This window comes from Cupriavidus sp. 09_S30 (assembly GCF_056930435.1).
In genome coordinates, this window is record NZ_JBXOWI010000002.1 from 2,302,397 (window position 1) to 2,326,835 (window position 24,439).

The following is a 24,439-nucleotide window of genomic DNA, read 5'->3' on the forward strand; positions in this document are numbered from 1 at the left end:
CATGACCCCGATCCAGAAATTCCTCGTCCTGCTCGGCGTGGCGGCGTTGGCCGTTGTGCCGGCCGTGTTCTCGCCGGCGCTGGTCAACGCCTCGATCCAGATGCTGATCGCCGTGCTGTTCGCGGCCGCATTCAACCTGCTGAGCGGCCAGGGCGGCATGCTGTCCTTCGGCCACGCCGCCTACTTCGGCATCGGCACCTTCGCCACCGTGCACGCCATGAACGCCTTCGGCGGCAACGGCCTGCTGCCGACGCCGCTGCTGCCGCTCGCCGGCGGCGCCATGGGCCTGGTCGCGGGCCTCGCGGCCGGCTGGTTCGCCACCCAGCGCAGCGGTGTCTACTTCGCCATGATCACGCTGGCGCTGGCCGAGCTGCTCCACGCCCTCGCCCCGCACCTGGCGGGCTGGTTCGGCGGCGAGGCGGGCATTTCCACCATGCGCATGCCGGCCTGGGGCTTCACCTTCGGCGACAGCGAGCAGGTCTACTACCTGACGCTGGCCTGGGTGCTGCTGTCGCTGGGCCTGCTCTACCTCTACACGCTGACCCCGGTCGGACGCCTGACCCTGGGCCTGCGCGAAAACGCCAACCGGCTGCGTTTCCTTGGCTATGACGTGCACCGCCTGAGCGTGCTGGTGTTCGCGGTCTCGGCCATGTTCTCCGGCGTGGCCGGCGGCCTGCAGGCCATCAATATGGAAGCGGCCAACTATGTCGTCTTCGACGCCACGGCCTCCTCGGCGGTGGTGCTGAACAGCTATATCGGCGGCGTCAAGCTCTTCCTCGGCCCGGCGCTGGGCGCCGCGGCCATGACCTTCTTCGGCTATGCGGTGTCGGACCTGACGCGCTCCTGGCTGCTGTACCAGGGCATCGTCTTCGTGCTGGTGATGCTGTTCATGCCTGCCGGCCTGGCCGGGCTGATCCAGTCCCTGCTGGCCAACTGCCGCGCGCATGGCCTGCGCCGCATGCTGCCGGTGGCCCTGGCCTACCTGCTGTGCGCCCTGCTGCTGGCAGCAGCCACCGTCTTCACCGTGGAGATGCTGCAACGCGCCTTCTCGCAGGACTACCGCTCGATGGCGGCGCTGGCTGGGGGCGGCTGGCCGCCGATCCCGCTGTTCGGGCGCGAGTGGGACCCGCTCTCCCCGCTGACCTGGCTGGTCCCCGCCGTGCTGGCCGGCGCCGGCATCACCGCCGCCCGCCTTGCCAACGCCGGCTGGCTGCGCCTGCAGGATGCCGCCGCCGCGCCCACCGTCCCCACCGCCCACGCTCACAGGAACCCGGCATGAACCCGCAAGCCATCCTTTCGCTGCGCGGCCTGCGCAAATCCTTCGGCGACGCGGAGATCATCCGCGGCGTCGACCTCGACATCGCCAGCGGCGAGCGCCATGCGCTGATCGGCCCCAACGGCGCCGGCAAGTCGACGCTGTTCCACCTGATCTCCGGCCGCCTGCCAGCCACGCGCGGCGAGATCCTGCTCGACGGCGCGCCCATCCAGGGCCTGCCGCCGCAGGAGATCAACCGGCGCGGCCTGGCCCGCTCCTTCCAGATCACCAATATCTTCGCCGGCCTGAGCGTGTTCGAGAACATCCGCCTGGCGGTGATGCGCCGCCATGGCCTGCAGTACGTGCTGTGGCGCTTCGCCCACCGCCTGCGCGCCGTGCGTGAGGAAGTCATGCACCTGCTGGAGCAGGTACGGCTGGCGCCCCGTGCGCAGGCCATCGCCGGCGAGCTGTCGTACTCCGAGCAGCGTTCGCTGGAAATCGCCATGACGCTGGCTTCCGACCCCAAGGTGATCATGCTAGACGAGCCGATGGCCGGCATGTCGCAGGAAGAGACCGACTACACCGCCGAGCTGATCCGCGACATCTCGCGCGGCCGCACGCTGATGATCGTGGAGCACGACATGGACGTGGTCTTCTCGCTGTCCGACCGCATCAGCGTGCTGGTCTACGGCGAGATCGTCGCCACCGGCACGCCGGACCAGATCCGCAACGACTCTCGCGTCAAGGAAGCCTATCTGGGCGAGGAGGTCACGGTATGAACGCCATCAGCAAACCGGGCGGCGAGCGGCTGCTCTCCGTCGAGGGGCTGCACGCCCACTATGGCAAGAGCCACATCCTGCATGGCGTGGACTTCCACGTCGACCAGGGCGAGGTGGTCAGCCTGCTTGGCCGCAACGGCGCCGGCCGCTCCACCACGCTCAAGGCCATCATGGGCCTGGTGCCGCCCAGCGCGGGCCAGGTGAAGCTGCGCGGCCGCGACCTGGCCGGCGCCCAGCCCTACGCCATCTGCCGCCGCGGCATCGCCTTCGTGCCCGAGGAGCGCGAGGTGTTCGCCAACCTGACGGTCGACGAGAACCTGCGCATGGGCGAGCAGCGCGCGCCGGAAGGCGCGGCCAAGTGGACCATCGAACAGATGTTCGACTACTTCCCGCGCCTGAAGGAGCGCCGCAACACCAAGGCCGGCAGCCTGTCGGGCGGTGAGCAGCAGATGCTCACCATGTGCCGCTCGCTGCTGGGCAATCCCCTGCTGATCCTGATCGACGAACCGACCGAGGGCCTGGCGCCCAAGATCGTGCAGGTGGTCGGCGAGGCCATCGCCGACATCCACCGCCGCGGCGTGTCGGTGGTGCTGGTGGAGCAGAAGCTCGCCATCGCCCTGAAGGTCTCGAACCGCGTCTGCGTGATGGGGCACGGCCGCATCGTCTACGAAGGCAGCCCGGAACAACTCACCGCCAACACCCAACTGATGAAGGACTGGTTAGCCGTATGAGCAACGCACAGCCGAATGGCATCCCGAACGGACTCCCGAACGGACTCCCGAACGGACTCCCAAGCGGATACCCGAACGCCCAGCCGTTCGCGCCCGCCCACTACCCCGGCCTGGCCGGCAAGGTCGTGCTCGACACCGGCGCCGCCAGCGGCATCGGCCGCGCCATGGCGCACGGCTTCGCCCGCCACGGCGCGCGCCTGATGCTGCTGGACCTCGACGTGGAAAGGCTGGCCTCGGCCAAGGCCGAGCTGGAAGCCGCCTATCCGGGCGTTGAAGTCGAGACCGTGCGCGCCTCCATCACCGATCCCGAGGCGGTCGAGGCCGCCTGCGCCGCCACCGAGGCCCGCTTCGGCCGCATCGACGTGCTGCTCAACAACGCCGGCATCTCCATGAACAAGCCCTCGCTGGAGCTGACACCGGAAGACTGGCGGCGCGCCATCGACATCGACCTGTCCGGCGTCTTCTTCTGCACGCAGGCCGCGGCGCGCCGCATGGTGCGCCAGGGCGGCGGCAATATCCTCAGCACGGCCTCGATGTGGGGCCTGGCCTCCTCCGCCCGGCGCCTGGCCTATTGCGCGGCCAAGGCGGGCGTGGTGTCGCTGACCAAGTCGCTAGCGGCCGAATGGGCGGAGCACAACATCCGCGTCAACGCGGTCTGCCCCGGCTACACGCGTACCGCGCTGGTCGACACGCTGCTCGCGCGCGGCGCCATGGACGGCGAGGCGCTGATGGCGCGCACGCCGCTGCGTCGCTTCGGCACGCCGGAAGAGATGGCCGAGGTGGCGCTCTTCCTCGCCTCCGATTCGGCGGCCTTCATCACCGGCCACGCCCTGGTCTCCGACGGCGGCTGGACCGCCGACGGCTTCTGAGCGCGGCCCGCCCCCGGCCTGCCCGCATACCGCACGACCGCATCACTGCACAACCGACTCGCATTCAAGGATTGCCTCATGTCCGAACGTAGCACCCTGCGCCCCGCCGCAGAATGGGTGGAACTGCGCGCCACCGACGAAGACTGGGCCCGCGCCGACCCCGCCCTGCTGGGCACGCTGCTGGCCCATATGCACCTGATCCGCGGCTTCGAGGAAGCCGTGCTCGAACTCGCCGCCGAGGGCCTGGTGCACGGCCCCGCCCACTCCAGCATCGGCCAGGAGGGCGGCGCCGCCGGCTCCCTCGTGACCCTGAGCGGCGCTGACCAGATCAACGGCTCGCACCGCGGCCACCACCAGTTCCTGTCCAAGGCGCTGGGCTACCTGGCGCCGGCCGGCATCGACCCGCGCGCGCCAGTCACGCCCGCCATCCAGGCCCTGCTGCAGCGCACGCTGGCGGAGATCCTCGGCCTGGCGCAAGGCTTCTGCAAGGGCCGCGGCGGCTCCATGCACCTGCAGTGGGCCGAGGCCGGCGCGCTGGGCACCAACGCCATCGTCGGCGGCGGCGTGCCCATGGCCGCCGGCGCGGCCTGGTCGCACAAGCACGCCGGCACCGACGCCGTGGCCATCACCTACTTCGGCGACGGCGCGGTCAACATCGGCTCGGTGCTGGAAACGATGAACCTGGCCGCGGCCTGGCATCTGCCGCTGTGCTTCTTCATCGAGAACAACCGCTATGCGGTGTCCACCACGGTGGAGGAGTCCACCGCGGAGCCGCGCCTGTCGGCGCGCGGCCTGGCCTTCAACATCCCGAGCTGGAAGGTCGACGGCATGGACCCCCTGGCCGTGCACCTGGCCACGCAGGAAGCGCTGGCGCACATGCGCGCGGGCAAGGGCCCCACCATCGTCGAGGCCGACCTGTACCGTTTCTTCCATCAGAACGGTCCCTTCCCCGGCAGCGCCTTCGGCTATCGCAGCAAGGAAGAAGAACAGCAATGGCGCGCGCGCGATCCGCTCGAACTGATGGCGCGACGCATGCAGGCACGCGGGCTGATCAGCGCCGAGGAGATCGCCGCCCTGCGCGAGAGCGTCAAGCAGGCCATGCGCGAGGCAGCCTCGGCGCTGACCGAGGCCGATCCCTCCGGCAAGCCGGGCAAGCGCCGCATCCGTCCCGAGCTGTGGCCCAGCCCGGATTTCCGCGACGTGGGCATCCGCGGCGACCTGAGTGAACTGCAAGGGCTGCGCTACGCGGACCAGGACAGCTTCGGCGGCAAGCTGGAGACGCGCAAGTTCATCGACGTGGTGGCCGACGTGATGCAGCGGCGCATGCAGACCGACCCGTCGGTGGTGGTGATGGGCGAGGACGTGCACCGTCTGAAGGGCGGCACCAACGGCGCCACGCGCGGCCTGCGCGACAGCTTCCCTGAGCGCGTGCTGGGCACGCCGATCAGCGAGAACGCCTTCGTCGGCCTGGGCGGCGGCATGGCGCTGGACGGCCGCTTCAAGCCGGTGGTCGAGTTCATGTACCCCGACTTCATGTGGGTGGCGGCCGACCAGGTCTTCAACCAGATCGGCAAGGCGCGCCATATGTTCGGCGGCGAGAGCGACGTGCCCCTGGTGCTGCGCACCAAGGTGGCCATGGGCACGGGCTATGGCTCGCAGCACTCGATGGACCCGGCCGGCATCTTCGCCACCAATCCGGGCTGGCGCATCGTCGCACCGTCCAATCCCTTCGACTACGTGGGGCTGATGAACACCGCGCTGGCCTGCAAGGACCCGGTGCTGGTGATCGAGCACGTCGACCTGTACAACAGCTCGGGCATCGGTCCGGCCGACGACCTGGACTACCACCTGCCGGTGGGCAAGGCCGCGGTGCGCCGCAGCGGCGCGGACGTGACGGTGATCTCCTACCTGTCGATGGTGGGCCATGCGCTGGAAGCGGTGGAGCAGACCGGCATCGATGCCGAGGTGATCGACCTGCGCTGGCTGGACCGCGCCAGCCTCGACTGGGACACCATCGAGGCCAGCATCCGCAAGACCAACAATGTGCTGATCGTCGAGCAAGGCGCGCGCGGCACCTCCTATGGCGGCTGGCTGGCCGACGAGATCCAGCGCCGCTGCTTCGACTGGCTGGACCAGCCGGTGCAGCGCGTGACCGGCGCCGAAGCCGCGCCCAGCATTTCCAAGGTGCTGGAGCGCGCCGCCGCCGCGCGCACCGAGGAAGTGGTGCAAGGCCTGCGCCAGGTGATGCGCGACAAGGGCGCCGCCTGATGCGCGCCCGCCCGAACCGTTCGATGCAGCCAAGGATTCCCCAATGACCGTGAACATGACCGTTCCCCTGGAGGTCGGCATCGCCGTGCGCGACCTGCCTCTGATGCGCCGCTTCTATGAGCAGGTGCTGGGCTTCGCCTTCGTCAGCGAGGTCGCGGTACCGCCGGCGGCCGCCACCCAGGCCGCCATGCACCAGCATGGCTATACCGCCGTGCGCCTGCAGACCAACCGCGGCGAGCGCATCAAGCTGCTGGCCCCGGCCAGGCCGCCGGCCGCGGCGCCTGCACCCGAGTACATCCTCGACAAGGCCAACGCCAGCTATCTCACCTTCATCGTCGACGACATCCAGGCCGTGATCGACGCACTGGCCGCGGCCGGCGTGCGCCTGCTGACCGGCCCGCAAAGAGTGGAGGTCCGCCCCGGCACCTGGCTCGCGTTCTGCCACGATCCGGAAGGCAATGTGCTGGAGATCGTGCAGTACGACGATATCGCGGCCTACCGCCCTGACCTGTTTGCTGCGGAGGCGCGCTGATATGGCCATTCTCCTGCGCATGCCCGAGGTGGCGGCCAATGCCACCCACGCCACGCTGCAGTCGTGGACCCGCCGGGAAGGCGAAGCGATCACCGTCGGCGATTGCGTCGCCGAGATCGAGACCGATAAGGCCGTGGTGGAACTGAACGCCGACGCAGCCGGCGTGCTGGGCCGGCAACTGGTGGCGGCCGGACAGGAAGTCGAGGTGGGCGCGCCGATCGGCGTGCTGCTGGTGGATGGCGAGTCCGCCGTCGACATCGATGCGTTGATCGCCGCCGGCGGCACGCCTGCTGCTGTTGCGGCGGCGGCCACGGCATCCGCTGCTGTGCCGGCCGCTGCGGCAGTACCTGCCCCAGCCGCCGCCCCCGCACGCATCTTCGCCAGCCCGCTGGCCCGGCGCCTGGCCGGCCAGCGCGGCATCGACCTGGCTACGCTGCACGGCAGCGGCCCCAACGGGCGCATCGTCAAGCGCGATGTGGAGAGCGCCGCGCCCGCCACGGCCGCAGCGCAGCCGTCGGCGGCACCGGCCACCGCAGCCACTCCGGCAGCACCCGCCAGCGCGCCGGCCGCGGCCTTCACCGAGGTGCCCCACAGCAATATGCGGCGCACCATCGCACGCCGCCTCAGCGAGAGCAAGGCAACCATCCCCCACTTCTACCTGGCGGCGGACTGCCGCATGGAGAAGCTGCTCGCGCTGCGCGCGCAGGTCAACGCGCAGGCGCCGCGCAAGATCTCGGTCAACGACTTCATCGTCCGCGCCGTGGCCGTCGCGCTGCGCGAGGTGCCCCAGGCTAACGTCGGCTGGACCGACGGCGCCATGCGCCACTACCACCAGGCCGACGTGTCGGTGGCGGTGTCCACCGACACCGGATTGATCACGCCCATCGTGCGCGCCGCCGACCAGAAGCCGCTGTCGGTCATCAGTGCCGAGATCGCCGACCTGGCCGCGCGCGCCCGCGCCGGGCAGCTGCGGCCCGAGGAATACCAGGGCGGCAGCTTCAGCGTCAGCAACCTGGGCATGTTCGGCGTCTCCGAGTTCTCCGCCATCATCAACCCGCCGCAGGCCGCCATCCTGGCGGTGGGCGCCACGCAGGCGGTGCCGGTGGTGGACGAGGGCGAGCTCCGCGCCGGCCAGGTGATGCGCTGCACGCTGTCGGCCGACCACCGCGCCATCGACGGCGCGCTGGCCGCGCAATGGCTGGCGGCGTTCAAGCGCCTGGTGGAAAACCCCCTGTCCATGCTGATCTGAGGACCCGACATGGCAAATTCCGCATTTGACCTGGTCGTCGTGGGCGGCGGCCCCGGCGGCTACGTGGCCGCGATCCGCGCGGCGCAGCTCGGCATGAAGACCGCCCTGGTCGAGAAGGCGCAGCTCGGCGGCGTCTGCTTGAACTGGGGCTGCATCCCGACCAAGGCGCTGCTGCGCTCGGCCGACGTGCTGCGCCTGGTCAACGAGGCCGCCGCCTTCGGCGTGCGCGCCGGCGCGGCCAGTGCCGACCTGCCGGCCATGGTGGCGCGCTCGCGTGCCGTGGCCGCGCAGCTCAACAAGGGCGTGACCCACCTGATGAAGAAGAACGGCGTGACGGTCATCCCGGGCCACGCCAGGCTGGCCGGCAAGGGCCGGCTCGCGGTGGCAGCCGAGAGCGCCGCCACCGCGGCCACCACGCTGTCGGCCAGCCACATCATCCTGGCCACCGGCGCGCGTGCGCGTCAGTTGCCGGCGCTGCCGGCCGACGGCAAGACCGTGTGGACCTACCGCGAAGCGCTGGCGCCGCCCTGCCAGCCCCGCCGCATGCTGATCGTCGGGGCCGGTGCCATCGGCATCGAGTTCGCCAGCTTCTACCGCGCCATCGGCGTCGAGGTGACGGTGGTCGAGATGGCCGAGCGCATCCTGCCGGTGGAAGACGCCGAGATCTCGGCCCAGGTGGCCGCCAGCCTCGCGCGCGATGGCATCGTGCTGCACGTGGCCACCGCGCTCGAGCGCGCCGAGCGCCAGGGCGAGGGCTGGGCCGTGACGCTGCAGCCGCGCGCCGGCGGTGCCGTGCGCGTGGAGGTGGACGTGGTGCTGGTGGCGGCGGGCATCGTCGGCAACGTGGAAGGTCTCGGGCTCGAGTCCACCGCGGTCAAGGTCGACAAGACCCATATCGTCACCGACGGCTTCGGCCGCACCGGCGAGCCCGGCGTCTATGCCATCGGCGACGTCGCCGGGCCACCCTGGCTGGCGCACAAGGCCAGCCACGAGGGCGTGATCTGCGTGGAGCACATCGCCGGCCTGCATCCGCATGCGCTGGACCCCGCGCGCATTCCCGCCTGCACCTACAGCCATCCGCAGGTGGCCAGCGTCGGCCTGACCGAAGCGCAGGCGCGCGAGCGCGGCCATCAGGTAAAGGTGGGCAAGTTCCCCTTCGTCGGCAACGGCAAGGCCATCGCCATGGGCGCCACCGCGGGCCTGGTCAAGGTCGTGTTCGACGCCGCCAGCGGCGAGCTGCTGGGCGCCCATATGGTGGGTGACGAAGTCACCGAGATGATCCAGGGCTACGCCATTGCGCAGACGCTGGAGACCACCGAGGCCGACCTGATGGCGGCCGTCCTGCCCCACCCGACCATGTCGGAGGCCATGCACGAAGCCGTGCTGGCCGCCTACGGACGGGCCCTGCACATCTGAGGCGCGCGCAGCGCGAACCGAATCCATCCGCATCAAGGAGACGCCATGTACGATTTTGACCAACGCACCCTGCTGCTGACCGGCGCCAACGGCGGCATCGGCCGCGAAACCGCCAGGCTGTTCTACGCGCACGGCGCGCGGCTGGTGCTCAGCGACCTCGACGAGGCCGGCCTGGCCGCCTTCGCGCGCGACCTGGACCCGAGCGGCGCACGCGTCGCCACGCTGCGCATGGATGCGGCCGATCCCGACGACAGCGCGCGCGCCGTGGCGCTGGCGCAGCAGCGCTTCGGCGGCATCGATTTCCTGGTGCCGTCGGCAGGCCTGTACGAAGCGCAGCCGGCCGAAGGCATGAGCGACGAACAGTGGCGGCGCACCCTGTCCATCAACCTGGACGGCGTGTTCTACCTGGTGCGCCGCGCCATGCCGGCGCTGCGCGAAGGCAGCGCCATCGTCAACCTGACCTCGGTGGCGGCTCATCGCGGCGCCTACTACAACGCGCACTACTCCGCCTCCAAGGGCGGCCTGCTGAGCCTGACGCGCAGCCTGGCGCGCGAGCTCGGTCCGCGCACCCGCGTCAACGCCGTGTCGCCGGGCGTCATCGAAACACCGATGACGGCCGACCTGATCCAGAAACGCGGCGCCGACTCGGTCGAGCAGACGCCGCTCAAGCGTCTGGGCCAGCCGCGCGAGATCGCCACCGCGATCGGATTCCTGTGCAGCTCGGCCGCCAGCTTCATCACCGGCGAGGTGCTGCACGTCAACGGCGGTCTGTATATCGCAGGCTGAGCGCCGCTTTAGCGCCGGCCGAGCGCGAGCGCAGCGCCGGCGTAGAATCAAACCGACGGCCGCCCGCGCGCGGCGCGCCGGCAACCTTGCAGCGCATCCCTCACATTGCACCGTCGCCAAGGAATTCCATCATGCTGAATCTCAAAGACCCCTCCCTGCTGCGCCAGCAGTGCTACATCGATGGCCGCTGGGTGGATGGCGAACGCCATATCGTCGTCAACAACCCGGCCACCGGCGAGCGCGTGGCGCAAGTCCCGCAGTTCGGCGCCGAGGAGACCCGCCAGGCCATCGAGGCCGCCAACCGCGCGCTGCCCGCCTGGCGCGCCCGCACCGCCAAGGAACGCTCGGCGCTGCTGCGCAAGTGGTTCGAGCTGCTGCTGGCCAACCAGGACGACCTGGCCGCCATCATGACCGCCGAGCAGGGCAAGCCCTTCACCGAAGCGCGCGGCGAGATCGCCTACGCCGCCTCCTTCATCGAATGGTTCGCCGAGGAAGGCAAGCGCGTCTACGGCGAGACCATTCCGGCCCCCGTCAGCAGCCAGCGCATCGTCGTCACCAAGGAGCCGGTGGGCGTGTGCGCCGCCATCACGCCGTGGAATTTCCCCGCCGCGATGATCACCCGCAAGGCCGGTCCCGCGCTGGCCGCCGGCTGCACCATGGTGCTCAAGCCCGCCTCGCAGACGCCGCTGTCCGCCCTGGCGCTGGCCGTGCTGGCCGAGCGCGCCGGCATCCCCGCGGGCGTGCTGTCGGTGGTGACCGGTTCCGCCTCCGCCATCGGCGGCGAACTGAGCAGCAACCCGCTGGTGCGCAAGCTGACCTTCACCGGTTCCACCGAGGTGGGCCGCCAGCTGATGGCGCAGACCGCTTCCACCATCAAGAAGGTGTCGATGGAACTGGGCGGCAACGCCCCCTTCATCGTCTTCGAGGACGCCGACCTCGACGCCGCGGTGGAAGGCGCCATCATCTCCAAGTACCGCAACGCCGGCCAGACCTGTGTCTGCGCCAACCGCCTCTATGTGCACAGCAAGGTCTATGACGCCTTCGCCCAGAAGCTGGTGGCCGCCGTCGCCGCGCTCAAGGTCGGCAACGGCATGGATGACGGCGTGCGCATCGGGCCGCTGATCGACGGCAAGGCCATCGCCAAGGTCGAGGAGCACATCGCCGATGCGGTCTCCAAGGGCGCGCGCGTGCTGTCGGGCGGCAAGCCCCATGCGCTCGGCCACACCTTCTTCGAGCCCACCGTGCTGGCCGACGTCAAGCCCGGCATGCTGGTGGCGCGCGAGGAAACCTTCGGGCCGGTGGCGCCGCTGTTCCGCTTCGAGACCGAGGACGAGGTGGTGGCCATGGCCAACGACACTGAGTTCGGCCTCGCCAGCTACTTCTACGCGCGCGACCTGGGCCGCGTGTGGCGCGTATCCGAGCGCCTGGAGTATGGCATGGTGGGCGTCAACACCGGCCTGATCTCCAACGAGGTGGCACCGTTCGGCGGCGTCAAGCAGTCTGGCGTCGGCCGCGAAGGCTCGCATTTCGGCATCGAGGACTACCTGGTCGTCAAGTACACCTGCATGGCGGGGATCTGAGGCCGGCGCGCCTGCTGCGCCGGTTGCATGCAGGCGGCCCGCGCTACGCGAGCGCCTGCCCTCTCCCCCGACCCCTCTCCCACAAGTGGGAGAGGGGAGAAAGCCGCGCGGTCGATGAAGCGATACCACGTCGCCGACCATGACCGGACTCCCCCTATCTCACTCTCCCCCTCACCACCTGCAGAACCCACCCAAGCCATCACGACCATGCAGATCGACGGCAATACCCAACTCGTCGGCATCATCGCCGCGCCGATTTCCCACGTGCGCACGCCGCAACTGTTCAACGCCTCGGTCGTCAGACAGGGCATCGACGCGGCATGCGTCCCCTTTCATGTCGACCCGGCCGGGCTGGCGGCTTTCCTCGATGGCGCGCGCGTGATCCAGAGCCTGAACGGGCTCGTCGTCACCATTCCGCACAAGGAGGCCGTGGTGGCCGCCTGCGGCGAGCTGAGCGAGACCGCCCGGCTGGTGGGCTCGGTCAACGCCATGCGCTTCGACCGCGACAGGGGCTGCTGGATCGGCGGCAATTTCGATGGCGACGGCTTCGTGGCCGGCCTGCGCGAGCGCGGCCACACGCTGGCGGGAAAGCGCGTGCTGCAACTGGGCGCGGGCGGCGCCGGCAAATCGATGGCCTATGCGATCGCGCGTGAGCGGCCTGCGGAACTGGTCATCTACAACCGCTCGGCCGACAAGGCACAGGAACTGGCAACCCGCCTCGCACAAGCGGTGCCTGGCGTGGCCATCCGCGCGGGCGGCGACGACCCCGCCGGCTTCGACGTGATCGTCAATGCCACCGCGCTCGGCCTGCGCGACAGCGACGCCCTGCCCGTCACCGCCGACCGGCTTGACGCCGGCGCATTGGTCTGCGAAGCGGTCGTACGCGACGGCGATACGCCGCTGCTGCGGGCAGCGCGCGAGCGCGGCTGCGCGGTCCATCATGGGCAATGGATGCTCTACGGGCAGATCGTGGAGATTGCGCGCTTCATGGGCGTGCCGCTGACCCCGGCGCATGTGGCGCATATTCTCGGCCCGGATGGCGTCTAGCAAGAAAGAATAAAAAGAAGCCCGGGCCACGCGGGAACGATGGCCAGGGCTTGTAAAAGATGGCGAAGATCCCTCTCCGGCCATCGGGGTACACCTTTTAGCGGCAGGAATGGCTCAGCGCATGCGCTGCACGTCAGCCCTGCCGCCGGACGCCGCTCAGCCGGCTGCCGCCGCGCTTGAACCGCGCAATACCTCCGCGCAATCGGCGGGCTGCCAGAGGAACGTCTGCCCGCGCTGCTCCTTGTCGAAGATCACCTTGTACTGGCAGGTGCGCGCCTCGCCATCGGCCTTGGCGCTCCGGAAGCGGAAGACATAGTCCCATTCGCGCACGCGTATGGCGGCTTCGGCGAAATGCGGGCTGCCCAGCAGCGCATAGAGCTGCGGCTTGGTGACGCCCGGCCCTACCGCGCGCAGGTTGTCCAGGTTGGGGAAGGTGCCTTCCTTGATCCAGGCATCGCGCTCGATGTCGGGGAAGACCACCTGGCTCGCCTTGCCGTCGTCGCTGATCCCCTCGCTCACGTACATGGTGGTCCCGCACGCTTGCAGCATCAGGAGCAGGGCGCCGGCGCCAAGGCCCACGGCTCGTTTCAGGTTCGTTTGCATGATCGGTTTCTCGTCTCGAATTCCATGCGGGCGTGCCCGCTCGTGGGGCACGCCCGCCGTCTCCAATGCGGCGGGTGGGCCGCTTACCAGTGGAAGCCCGCGCCGGCGGCCACGCCGAACGTGCCGCGCGAGTTCGCCGAGCCTTGCAGCTTGTAGATCCAGCGGCCGTTCTCCGACAGTGCCGAGACGCCCACGGCCACCGCGGACTGCCCACGATAGCCGCCCACGCCGGCGGCCAGCATGCTGCGGCCAGGCAACGTGGCCTGCGGCATGCCCGCCATGGCCATGGCGCCTGCCGTGCCCGCATTGGCGTCGCGCTCGATCCGGTCCATGTCACCGCGCAACTGGCGCACCTGGCCGTCCGTGTACTGGTTGGCCTGGTTCACTGCGCTGTTGATGCCGTTGTTGAGCTGCTGGACGTTGACCGCATCGGTCGGCGCCACACCTTCGGCGATATTGCGTATCACCACCGACGAGACCGAGTTGTTGCCCATGGTCACGCTGCCGTGGTTGACCGTGCCATCGGTGTGGACGTCGTAGCGCACGGCGCCGCGTTCGGACTCCTTGAGCTGGGCCACGTTGACCGCGTCGGTATTGGCCGTGCCCGCAGCGACATTGGTGACCTGCCGCTCCGCGCCGGCACTGCCGACGGATACCACGTTGCTGCGGCCACCATCGCTAGAGCCCGCACCGAGCGCGACCGAGTTGCTGCCCGTGGCGATCGCACCGTTGCCCAGCGCGGTGCTGTTTGCGCCGCTGGCCTGGCTCCGGTTGCCGATGGCGGTGGCGTTGTTTCCGGACGCGATTGCGCCCGCGCCACCAGCGGCGGAGTTCGCGCCCGTCGCCACAGGCGTCGGCGTGTTGACGTCCTGGCTGACCTGGAACATGCCCGCGGAACCATTGTTGATATTGGTAATGTCCTTCGAGATGTTCTTGATGCTCTGGTCCGTGTACTCGTTGGCCGCCTTGACCGCGCCGTCGAGCTGGCGCAGGTTGACCGCGTCAGTGTCCTTCACGCCGTCCGCTACGTTGCTGATGGTGCGGGTTTCGCCTGTCGCAGCATTGCCGACGGAAACCGTGCCGACACTGTTGTTCTGCGCGCCCGAGTACTTTCCGACATAGCTTTCCGCACCGCGCCCGCCATCGCTGGCACCGTTGCCCAGGGCCACACTGCCGGCAGCGCTGGCGCTGGCGCCATTGCCCACCGCGGTGCTGCCCGTGGCACTGGCCTTGGCGCCATTGCCCATTGCCAGGCTGGTGTCACCGGAGGCCGTGGCGTTGTTGCCGACCGCCATGGAGCCCGCGCCGGACGCCACCGCGTTCGCACCGCCCGCCACCGACGCCGTACCGCTGGCTTGCGGCGCCGGCGCGTTGTAGTCCTGGCTCACCTGGAACATGCCCATCGAGCCGTTGGCGATGTTGACGATCTTCGAATCGAGGAAGCGAAGCTGGCTCACGTTGACTGCATCCGTGTCCTCGGCGCCGGCCTCCACCCCGGTGAGGCGGCGCTTGCCGACATTCACCTCGGCCTTGGCCGTGCCACCGACCAGATAGGCGGCATTGCCCAGCGTGCTGCCGTCCGCGACCGAGCCGGCGCCCAGCGCGACACTACCTGCCGAGCTGGCCTTGGCTCCGCGTCCGATCGCCACGGCGTCGGCTGCCGTGCTGGCGGCGTTGTAGCCCAGCGCGGTGGCGCCCTGAGCCTGGGCGAACGCATCGCTCGGCAGCAGGCCGTTTTCATTCGTGCGCGCGTAGCGGATACCCGCACCGTTCTGGACCGTATAGGTATTGCTAGTGTCGCCGGCGATCTGCGTGATCGTGTCACCGATCCTGGTGATGCTGGTGGTGTTCTGCTCCACCTTCTGGTTGGTCGCGTACAGCTGCGAACCATTCACCGCATCGGTGCTGTTGGCGCTGACATTGCCCTGCGCCACATTGCTGATGCGGGTGCCGCCGGTCTTGCCGCCATCGGTCGAGGGCGTGCCGCCCAGCGTCACACTGCCCTTGCTGGCGTCGTCGTACTTGACTGCATTGCTGTCCAGCTGGTTCACGTCGCTCGCCACCTTCTTGAGCTGCGCCACGTTGACTGCATCGGTATCGCCCGCACCGGCCGCCACATTCGTGACGCGGCGTTCCGCACCGGCCTTGCCCACCGACACTTCGCCCAACGCCGTGCCACCCACCGCGTAGGCTTGCTGGCCCAGCGTGCTGCCGTCGGCCACCGCATTGCGGCCGATCGCCACGCTCTGGCCATGGCTGGCCGTCGCGTTGTAGCCCAGCGCGGTTGCGCCCGCCACCGTCGCATGCGCGTCGGCGCCCGGCAGGTCCGTGTCGTTGGTGCGCACGTACTTCACGCCGCGGCCGTTCTGCTGGATGTAGGTCGTGCTGGTGTCGCCCGCCACGTTGGTGATGGTGTCGCCCAGTTGCGTGACGTTCTGGTTGGTCGCGTGCAGCTGCGAGCCATTGACCGCGTCCGTGCTGTTGGCGTCGAGCTTGCCGTCAGCCACATTGGTGATCTTCTGTGCGGTACCGCTGCCATGGCTGGCATCGTAGGCATTCAGAGCACCATTCCACTGCAATGCGTCCTGTTGCAGCGCGGCGATGTTGGTGGTGTTGGTCGTCACCCGGCCGTCGATGTTCGTCACCTGGTTGCCCAGCTGCGTGACGTTCTGGTTGGTGGTGTATAGCTGCGAACCGTTGACCGCATCGGTGCTGTTGGCGCTGACATTGCCTTGCGCCACATTGCTGATACGGGTGCCACCGGTCTGGCCACCGTCGGTCGAGGGCGTGCCGCCCAGCGTCACGCTGCCCTTGCTGGCGTCATCGTACTTCACCGCGTTGTCGCTCAGCTGGCTCACGTCGCCCGCCACCTTCTTGAGCTGCGCCACGTTGACCGCATCGGTTTCGCCCGCGCCGGCCGCCACATTCGTGACGCGCCGCTCCGCGCCGGCCTTGCCCACCGACACTTCGCCCAGCGCCGTGCCGCCCACCGCATAGGCTTGCTGGCCCAGTGTGCTGCCGTCGGCCACCGCGTCGCGGCCGATCGCCACGCTCTGCTCATGGCTGGCCGTCGCGTTGTAGCCGAGTGCCGTCGCGCCCGCCACCGTCGCATGCGCGTCGGCGCCCGGCAGGTCGGTGTCGTTGGTGCGCACGTACTTCACGCCGCGACCGTTCTGCTGGATGTAGGTGGTGCTGGTGTCACCGGCCACGTTGGTGATGGTGTCGCCCAGTTGCGTGACGTTCTGGTTGGTCGCATGCAGCTGCGAGCCATTGACCGCGTCGGTGCTGTTGGCATCGACCTGGCCGGCGGCCACATTGGTGATCTTCTGCGCTGTGCCGCTGCCGTGGCTGGCGTCATAAGCGTTCAGCGCACCATTCCACTGCAGCGCGTCCTGTTGCAGCGCGGCGATGTTGGTGGTGTTGGTGGTCACCCGGCCATCGATGTTCGTGACCTGATTGCCCAGCTGCGTCACGTTCTGGTTGGTGGTGTACAGCTGCGAACCGTTGACGGCGTCAGTGCTGTTGGCGCTGACATTGCCCTGCGCCACATTGGTGATGCGGGTGCCGCCGGTCTTGCCACCGTCGGTCGAGGGCGTGCCGCCCAGCGTCACACTGCCCTTGCTGGCGTTGTCGTACTTCACCGCGTTGTCGCCCAGTTGGGTCACATCGCCCGCCACCTTCTTGAGCTGCGCCACGTTGACTGCATCGGTATCGCCCGCACCGGCCGCCACATTGGTGACGCGGCGTTCCGCACCGGCCTTGCCCACCGACACTTCGCCCAGCGCCGTGCCGCCCACCGCGTAGGCCTGCTGGCCCAGCGTGCTGCCGTCGGCCACCGCATCGCGGCCGATTGCCACGCTTTGACCATGGCTGGCCGTCGCGTTGTAGCCCAGCGCCGTCGCGCCTGCCACCGTCGCATGTGCGTCGGCGCCCGGCAGGTCGGTGTCGTTGGTGCGCACGTACTTTACGCCGCGGCCGTTCTGCTGGATGTAGGTCGTGCTGGTGTCGCCCGCCACGTTGGTGATGGTGTCGCCCAGTTGCGTCACGTTCTGGTTGGTCGCGTGCAGCTGCGAACCGTTCACCGCGTCGGTGCTGTTGGCGTTGACGTCACCTGCAGCCACATTGGTGATCTTCTGCGCCGTGCCGCTGCCATGGCTGGCGTCATACGCGTTCAGTGCACCATTCCACTGCAGCGCGTCCTGTTGCAGCGCGGCGATGTTGGTGGTGTTGGTCGTCACCCGGCCATCGATGTTCGTCACCTGGTTGCCCAGTTGCGTCACGTTCTGGTTGGTCGCGTGCAGTTGCGAACCGTTGACGGCATCGGTGCTGTTGGCGCTGACATTGCCCTGCGCCACGTTGCTGATGCGGGTGCCGCCGGTCTTGCCACCGTCGGTCGAGGTCGTGCCGCCCAGCGTCACGCTGCCCTTGCTGGCGTCGTCGTACTTCACCGCGTTGTCGCCCAGTTGGGTCACATCGCCGGCCACCTTCTTGAGCTGCGCCACGTTGACTGCATCGGTATCGCCCGCACCGGCCGCCACATTCGTGACGCGGCGTTCCGCACCGGCCTTGCCCACCGACACTTCGCCCAGCGCCGTGCCGCCCACCCCATAGGCTTGCTGGCCCAGCGTGCTGCCGTCCGCCACCGCATTGCGGCCGATCGCCACGCTCTGGCCATGGCTGGCCGTCGCGTTGTAGCCCAGCGCGGTTGCGCCCGCCACCGTCGCATGTGCGTCGGCGCCCGGCAGGTCGGTGTCGTTAGTGCGCACGTACTTCACGCCGCGGCCGTTCTGCTGGATGTAGGTCGTGCTGGTGTCGCCCGCGACCTGCGTGAGGGTGTCGCCCAGCTGCGTGACGTTCTGGTTGGTCGCATGCAACTGCGAGCCATTGACCGCGTCGGTGCTGTTGGCATCGACCTGGCCGGCGGCCACATTGGTGATCTTCTGCGCCGTGCCGCTGCCGTGGCTGGCGTCATAGGCATTCAGCGCACCATTCCACTGCAATGCGTCCTGTTGCAGCCCGGCGATGTTGGTGGTGTTGGTCGTCACCCGGCCATCGATGTTCGTCACCTGGTTGCCCAGCTGCGTGACGTTCTGGTTGGTCGCGTGCAGTTGCGAACCATTCACCACGTCGGTGCTGTTGGCATCGAGCTTGCCGTCAGCCACGTTGGTGATCTTCTGTGCCGTGCCGCTGCCATGGCTGGCGTCATACGCATTCAGCGCACCATTCCACTGCAGCGCGTCCTGTTGCAGCCCGGCGATGTTGGTGGTGTTGGTCGTCACCCGGCCATCGATGTTCGTCACCTGGTTGCCCAGTTGCGTCACGTTCTGGTTGGTCGCGTGCAGTTGCGAACCGTTGACGGCATCGGTGCTGTTGGCGCTGACATTGCCCTGCGCCACGTTGCTGATGCGGGTGCCGCCGGTCTTGCCACCGTCGGTCGAGGTCGTGCCGCCCAGCGTCACGCTGCCCTTGCTGGCGTCGTCGTACTTGACTGCGTTGCTGTCCAGTTGGGTCACATCGCCGGCCACCTTCTTGAGCTGCGCCACGTTGACTGCGTCGGTATCACCCGCGCCGGCCGCCACATTCGTGACGCGCCGCTCCGCACCGGCCTTGCCTACCGACACCTCGCCCAGCGCCGTGCCGCCCACCGCATAGGCTTGCTGGCCCAGCGTGCTGCCATCCGCCACCGCGTCGCGGCCGATTGCCACGCTCTGCTCATGGCTGGCCGTCGCGTTGTAGCCCAGCGCCGTCGCCCCCGCCACCGTCGCATGTGCGTCGGCGCCCGGCAGGTCGGTGTCGTTGGTGCGCACGTACTTTACGCCGCGGCCGTTCTGCTCCACATAGGTCGTGCTGGTGTCGCCCGCGACCTGCGTGAGGGTGTCGCCCAGCTTGGTGATGTTGCTGGTGTTCTGGTCGACCTTCTGGTTCGTCGCATGCAGCTGCGAGCCATTCACCGCATCGGTGCTGTTGGCGTTGACATCACCGGCGGCAACGTTGGTGATCTTCTGTGCCGTGCCGCTGCCGTGGCTGGCGTCATAGGCGTTCAGTGCACCATTCCACTGCAGCGCGTCCTGTTGCAGCCCAGCGATGTTGGTGGTGTTGGTCGTCACCCGGCCATCGATGTTCGTCACCTGGTTGCCCAGCTGCGTCACATTCTGGTTGGTGGTGTACAGCTGCGAGCCGTTGACCGCGTCAGTGCTGTTGGCGTTGACATTGCCCTGCGCCACATTGGTGATGCGGGTGCCACCGGTCTTGCCGCCATCGGTCGAGGTGGTGCCGCCCAGCGTCACACTGCCCTTGCTAGCGTCGTCGTAGTTGACCGAGTTATCGGCTACCGCCTTAAGCTGATTGACGTTGACGGCGTCGGTGCCGCTCGTGCCGCCGGCCACGTTCTTGACCTGGCGTTCGTTGCCGGTACTGCCGACCGACACGGCACCGCCGGCCTTGATGGTGTCGCCGCTATACAGGGCAGGCCCCTTTGCATTGGCCGCGCCTACGCTGTCCGAGCCGATCACGACGCTGTTGTCGACGTTGGTCGTAGCGCCAGCACCCAGCGCGACGGAGCCGATACCGCTTGCCCGTGTCTGGCTGCTTGCATTGTAGGAGGCACCGGCCGACACGCCGTCATTGCCGGCGTTCTTCGAGTCCGAGGCACCGATGGCGATGGAGCGATAGCCGGAGGCATTCGCCGAATGGCCCACGGCGATGCCGCTCTCGCCGTTGGCATAGGCCACGTTACCAATGGCCATCGCATAGTCGGCGGTTGCTGCCGACTGCCGTCCCATGGCGAAGCTGGTGTTGCCGGTCGCCAGCGACACAGCGCCGATGGCGATCGCCGAGTTCTTCGTCGACGAGGCGCCCACACCGATGGCGATGCCGGAATCGCTGGCATTGGCGCGGTCGCCCACGGCGATGGATGCCGCGCCGGCGTTGGCATTGGTACCGACCGCCGTGCTGCAGCCGTTCTGCAGGATGTACTGCGCGGCCGGCGTGGGGTCGTTGCCCGGGTTCTTGCGATTGACGAAGTTGGTGGTGCAGTTGGTATCGACGGTGGCCGTCTTGCCGTTGCCGCCGTTGTTGTTGTTCGTGGTGCCAGACACGGCCGTCTGCGCGATCGCACCGGGCATCGCCAGTACGCCGGCCGCCAGCAGGGCGCTCGTCAGCGCCAGCTTGCGGCGCCCGGAGCGCCCGCCCTTGCCCTTGGCCTTGCTGTTCTCGGCCACGGCGACAAAGGTCCCTGTCCCTTCGTTCCAAACGGTTCTGTAGATACGATTCACGCCATTTCCCATCGAGAATGGAAGCGCTCCGCCCGACCTTGCCCTGCCCCGACAAAGTCGGCGCGGCAGCATCGGAATGCTTCTCGTTTGTTTTTTAATGCCCGGACAGGCGCGCCCATTGAAAAAATGGCATCGGCTGAAAAAGCGCCGACGGTAATGAATACCGACCCTTGTTTCGCACCCTTAGGCACCACTCAATTGTTCAGCTTCGCAAAGAATGAACAGGGCGCAGGATGCCGGAGTTAATCAGCCGATTCTTTTGCTGCAGGCGCATATTGTTTTGCCGGAACTGAAATCCCGACAATAATTTGCAAACAAATGAAAACGCGGAGACAAGGCAATCCCAACGTTGAAAATCTGGTGATAGTCTCGCGGCACTGAAAACAACAGATAACCCTAGGGTGCGGTCATTCCGTCAGCAGAACGGGAAAACTGCATGGCCGCGGGATTGCGATCGGGATATGGGGAAAAGGGACAGATTGGCAGGCGGCCCGGGGAGGGCCGGCCTGGCTGCGGGCAATGGAAGGGCGCCGGCCCGGAATGGCGGCGGGGAGAAGCCGGCGAGCGTGCGCTACGCCCGCGCGGGAATGGTCAGCAGCAAACGGGTCGGCCGCTGCGAACGGAGCGCAGGTCCGGCACCGCTTTCAGGGCTTCTTGCCGCGGTACGCCGACGGGGACTCGCCCGCATGTTCGCGAAACGCGGTAGAGAAATTGGCGGTGCTGGAAAAGCCCACCTCTTCCGCGATGGCTGCGATGCTGGAAGCCGTGTGCGCCAGCAGATGCCGCGCCTTGCGCATACGCTCCTCGCGGACATAGGCGAATACCGTCAGGCCGACGTAACGATGGAATGCCGCGGAGAGCCGCCGCTCGTTGGAGCCCAAGGCGCGCGCCAGCGCTTCGAGGGAGGGGGGCTCGGCCAGGCGAGTGGCCAGGTATCTGCGGGCGGCCCGCACCAGGATCTCGTCGCCGCTGGCAGCGCCGGCGTCATCCGCCTGCGGCGCGGCGCCGGCAATCCGAAGCCTCGCCCCGGCGGCCAGCTTGAGATGGATGCGGACCCGCTCGAGCACCTCGTCGGGGGAGAACGGCTTGGTGATGTAGTCCACGCCCCCTTCCCGCAGGCCGGTCAGGCGCGCGTCGACATCCGCCCGCGCGGACAGGAAGATCACCGGAATGCCGGCGGTTGCCGGATTGGCCTTGAGCAGCCGCGAGGTAGCAAACCCATCCATCTTCGCCATCTGCACATCCAGCAGGATCAGGTCGGGGGAGGAAGCTACCGCCCGGTCATAACCCTGCACGCCATCGAACGCGACGCTCAGCCGGAATGCCGCATCGCGCAAGGTTTCAACCAGCAGGCGCAATTCATCCGGGCTGTCGTCAATCAGCAGAATATGAAAGTGTGGGAGCTCGCGTGCGTCCATGATGGCCGTATCGATAAATGGCGCGCCGCGAGATTTATGGCGCGCCATTGATTAATGCACGCCATTTCACCCAAATGGATGAAATAAAAAACCGGGAATAAGCATCGCGGATCGGGCGCAGATATTAGCTTTGCGCAAGTCGGCACTTCAACCCCCCGATAGAACTAGAACTAGAACTAGAACCAGAAAATGCACCAGATAGTCCTTGGGATCGTGATCGGCATTCTGAGCACCATCGCCCAGGCAGGGTCCTGGCCCATGCCGGCTGAACCGTCGCCCGTGGCCGGCTTCCCGCACAGCATCCGCGTCTGCGAGGACGACTCCGGAGAACGCACGGTCCGAGATATTGCCCTGCTGGCCTCCGGCTCCGATTCCTGTTTCGTGCCGCTGGAAGGGGGTTCCCGGCTGCTGGTCAAGGCGCGTGCGGTGCAATGGCTGGAAATCGAGGCCGGCAACGACACGCCGGCTCCCCTGGCGCTGCGCTTGCTGCTCGGCTCGCCGGGACTGCAGCGCATCGACTTCTACCGGCAGCAGGAGGCGGGCTGGCACCATGCGCAAGCCGGCGAGGGCGTGCCCGCCTCGGCCCACGAGCATGTGTCGCGGCTGCCGAGTTATCCCTTCGCCCTGGCGCCGGCGGAGCGAACGCGCATCTTTGTACGCATGCAGAGCAGCCGCCCCGTCGCGCTGTGGCCCCGGCTGCAGACGGAGCGCGCCTATCAAGAGCTGGAAGACCAGGGGAGACTGTGGGACGGCCTGCTGTTCGGCGGCCTGCTGGCGCTGGCCTGGGGGGCACTGTTGATCTCCGCCTTCTCTCGGCGGCTCCCCTTCCTGATCCTGGCCATGCAATGCGTGGGCATCGCCTTGTATGAAGCGGCCATGCGCGGCTACGCCAAGCGCTATCTGTGGCCGGAATCTACCGTGTGGGCCGACCGCAGCACCATGGTGCTGGGCTACGGCAGCACGGCCCTGTTCATCGCCTTCCTCATCAGCGTCTCCGCGCACGAGAAGATCGCCATGCCATGGCGCCGGCATTTCATCGCACTGGCCGCCCTGGAATGCCTGATGGCCGTTGCCGCCGCGCTCGGCGGCCTGGACGCGATCGGCAGGTTCGGCATGGCCCTCAACCTGCTGGTCGGGCTGAGCGTAGTGGCGGCGGCGTGCGTGCTGCTCACGCGCATGGTCCCGACCGGCAGGCTGATGCTGCTGACCGCCGGCTTCGTGATGCTGCACCTGGTCCTACGCACGACGGAGCACTTCGGCTGGACACCGTCCTTCATCCAGCAGATCGGCAATGGCGATGTCTCGACCAACCCGCTGATCGCCTTGATCGGGCTCGGCATCAACCTGACGCTGATGGCAGCCTGGATCAACCACGCGCGCCTGCAACGCAAGGCCGCGCACGACGAGTTGGACAAGTGGCAGCGGCAGGAGCAGCACCGCCTGCAGGACGAAGTCGCGCGGCAGACCCACGCGCTGAACCAGGCGCTGGCCTACGCGGACGCGAAGAACCGCCAGCGCAGCGAGATGCTCGGCTACATCAGCCACGACCTGCGCGCGCCGCTCGCCACCATGCTCGGCTACGCGCGGCGGCTCGGCCAGACTTCGCCTGCGCAGCAAGGCCCCTACCTGCGCGCGATCGAGCGCAGCGCCCACTACCAGATCACGCTGATCGACGAGCTGCTGGAGTATGCGAAGGGCGAATTGCAGCCGCTGCAGATCGTGTCCGAGCCGGTGCAGACGCAGGCCTTCCTGGAAGACATCGTGCAGCACGCCCTGAGCCTGAGCGCCCAGCAGCACAACGAATTCGTCTTCCGCCCGGCCACGCCATTGCCTGCCAGCGTCTCAGTGGACGGGCGCAGGCTGCGGCAGGTGCTGCTGAACCTGCTGTCCAACGCGGCCAAGTTCACGCGCCAGGGCACCATCCAGCTCATCGTCGGCGCAGAGCGCGCCGATGGCGCCTGGCTGCTGCGGTTCGCCGTCGTCGATACGGGCATCGGCATCGAGCCCAAGGCGCAGGCGAGTGTCTTCAACGCATTTACGCAGTTCGGCACAAAGGGGAACGGCGTCGGCCTGGGGCTGTTCATCGGCCAGCGCATCGTCGAAGGCATGGGGGGCGAGCTCCTGGTGAACAGCATACCCGGCGAGGGCAGCAAGTTCAGCTTCGCCATTCAGATTCAAGGTGTCGACGACACGCTGATCGCCCGCGATGCGCTCTGCGCCCTGTCCGGGCGCCGCTCTGCGCGACCGCCCGCACCGCCGCGCGCGCCCTACCCGCTGCCGCCCGCGCACGCGCGCATGGCGCTGGCCACCTTCGCACGCGACGGCCGGCTGACCGACATCGAAGCCTGGGTGGACGTCCTGGCGGCTTCAGCGCCAGCCTATCCGGAGTTCCTCCGAGACATCCGTGCCGCCTTGCAGATACTGGATCTCGCGCAAATCGAGTCGCTTGCGTTGTCGACACCGCCCGGCTCGCCGGCCACCGGCCCCTGCGCGCCGGAAGATCCGGTCGGGACGGCTTAGAGCGACCTGCCCAAAAGGCGCGGTGTCCATCCCATTGGTTTGGAAATGCTCGTCGCGCCCGCGCAAGCGGGCGCATAGACTCGGTGCGCCAGGCAGCCACAAACAAAAAAAC

15 protein-coding genes are annotated in these 24,439 nt (G+C 68.2%); 12 read left to right on the top strand and 3 right to left on the bottom strand.

Annotation, left to right across the window (positions count from 1 at the left end; genetic code table 11):
• Position 1: 1 nt before the first annotated feature.
• From AC1Z3O_RS30515 to AC1Z3O_RS30565, 11 genes are all read left to right on the top strand, one after another.
• Positions 2 to 1,279, top strand: coding sequence for a branched-chain amino acid ABC transporter permease (locus AC1Z3O_RS30515; protein ID WP_483520372.1), 1,278 nt, complete (start codon positions 2 to 4; stop codon positions 1,277 to 1,279).
• Positions 1,276 to 2,034 carry an ABC transporter ATP-binding protein gene (locus AC1Z3O_RS30520; protein ID WP_483520374.1) on the top strand — a complete coding sequence of 253 codons (759 nt, stop codon included), beginning with the start codon at positions 1,276 to 1,278 and terminating at the stop codon, positions 2,032 to 2,034. Before AC1Z3O_RS30515 ends, AC1Z3O_RS30520 begins: the two co-directional genes overlap by 4 nt.
• Positions 2,031 to 2,765, top strand: a complete 735-nt coding sequence (locus tag AC1Z3O_RS30525; RefSeq protein WP_483520376.1) for an ABC transporter ATP-binding protein — start codon at positions 2,031 to 2,033, stop codon at positions 2,763 to 2,765. The genes AC1Z3O_RS30520 and AC1Z3O_RS30525 overlap by 4 nt, the downstream gene beginning before the upstream one ends.
• Positions 2,762 to 3,634, top strand: a complete 873-nt coding sequence (locus AC1Z3O_RS30530; protein ID WP_483520378.1) for an SDR family NAD(P)-dependent oxidoreductase — start codon at positions 2,762 to 2,764, stop codon at positions 3,632 to 3,634. Before AC1Z3O_RS30525 ends, AC1Z3O_RS30530 begins: the two co-directional genes overlap by 4 nt.
• 78 nt (positions 3,635 to 3,712) lie before the next feature.
• Positions 3,713 to 5,902: an alpha-ketoacid dehydrogenase subunit alpha/beta gene (locus AC1Z3O_RS30535; RefSeq protein WP_483520380.1), complete on the top strand. Its 2,190-nt coding sequence runs from the start codon at positions 3,713 to 3,715 to the stop codon at positions 5,900 to 5,902.
• Between the two features lie 43 nt (positions 5,903 to 5,945).
• Positions 5,946 to 6,434: a VOC family protein gene (locus AC1Z3O_RS30540; protein ID WP_483520382.1), complete on the top strand. Its 489-nt coding sequence runs from the start codon at positions 5,946 to 5,948 to the stop codon at positions 6,432 to 6,434.
• Between the two features lies 1 nt (position 6,435).
• A complete protein-coding gene (locus AC1Z3O_RS30545; protein WP_483520384.1) occupies positions 6,436 to 7,683 on the top strand; it encodes a pyruvate dehydrogenase complex dihydrolipoamide acetyltransferase in 1,248 nt (415 codons plus the stop codon).
• 9 nt (positions 7,684 to 7,692) lie between these two features.
• A complete protein-coding gene (lpdA, locus tag AC1Z3O_RS30550; protein ID WP_483520386.1) occupies positions 7,693 to 9,099 on the top strand; it encodes a dihydrolipoyl dehydrogenase in 1,407 nt (468 codons plus the stop codon).
• A 45-nt stretch (positions 9,100 to 9,144) separates the two neighbouring features.
• Positions 9,145 to 9,885: an SDR family NAD(P)-dependent oxidoreductase gene (locus tag AC1Z3O_RS30555; protein ID WP_483520388.1), complete on the top strand. Its 741-nt coding sequence runs from the start codon at positions 9,145 to 9,147 to the stop codon at positions 9,883 to 9,885.
• 131 nt (positions 9,886 to 10,016) lie between these two features.
• Positions 10,017 to 11,465 carry an NADP-dependent succinate-semialdehyde dehydrogenase gene (gene gabD / locus AC1Z3O_RS30560; protein ID WP_483520390.1) on the top strand — a complete coding sequence of 483 codons (1,449 nt, stop codon included), beginning with the start codon at positions 10,017 to 10,019 and terminating at the stop codon, positions 11,463 to 11,465.
• A 114-nt stretch (positions 11,466 to 11,579) separates the two neighbouring features.
• Positions 11,580 to 12,512 carry a shikimate dehydrogenase family protein gene (locus tag AC1Z3O_RS30565; protein ID WP_483520392.1) on the top strand — a complete coding sequence of 311 codons (933 nt, stop codon included), beginning with the start codon at positions 11,580 to 11,582 and terminating at the stop codon, positions 12,510 to 12,512.
• A 156-nt stretch (positions 12,513 to 12,668) separates the two neighbouring features.
• Here the strand turns inward: AC1Z3O_RS30565 and AC1Z3O_RS30570 are convergent, their stop codons facing one another.
• From AC1Z3O_RS30570 to AC1Z3O_RS30580, 3 genes are all read right to left on the bottom strand, one after another.
• Positions 12,669 to 13,115 carry an outer membrane protein assembly factor BamE gene (locus AC1Z3O_RS30570; RefSeq protein ID WP_483520394.1) on the bottom strand — a complete coding sequence of 149 codons (447 nt, stop codon included), beginning with the start codon at positions 13,113 to 13,115 and terminating at the stop codon, positions 12,669 to 12,671.
• An 83-nt stretch (positions 13,116 to 13,198) separates the two neighbouring features.
• Positions 13,199 to 20,389, bottom strand: a complete 7,191-nt coding sequence (locus AC1Z3O_RS30575) for a YadA-like family protein (protein ID WP_483520396.1) — start codon at positions 20,387 to 20,389, stop codon at positions 13,199 to 13,201.
• 644 nt (positions 20,390 to 21,033) lie between these two features.
• On the bottom strand, positions 21,034 to 21,807 hold the full coding sequence (locus AC1Z3O_RS30580; RefSeq protein WP_483520398.1) for a response regulator transcription factor: 774 nt from the start codon (positions 21,805 to 21,807) through the stop codon (positions 21,034 to 21,036).
• Positions 21,808 to 21,996: 189 nt separating this feature from the next.
• Here AC1Z3O_RS30580 and AC1Z3O_RS30585 point away from each other — a divergent pair, with 189 nt between their 5' ends.
• Positions 21,997 to 24,327, top strand: coding sequence for a sensor histidine kinase (locus AC1Z3O_RS30585; RefSeq protein WP_483520400.1), 2,331 nt, complete (start codon positions 21,997 to 21,999; stop codon positions 24,325 to 24,327).
• Positions 24,328 to 24,439 lie beyond the last annotated feature (112 nt).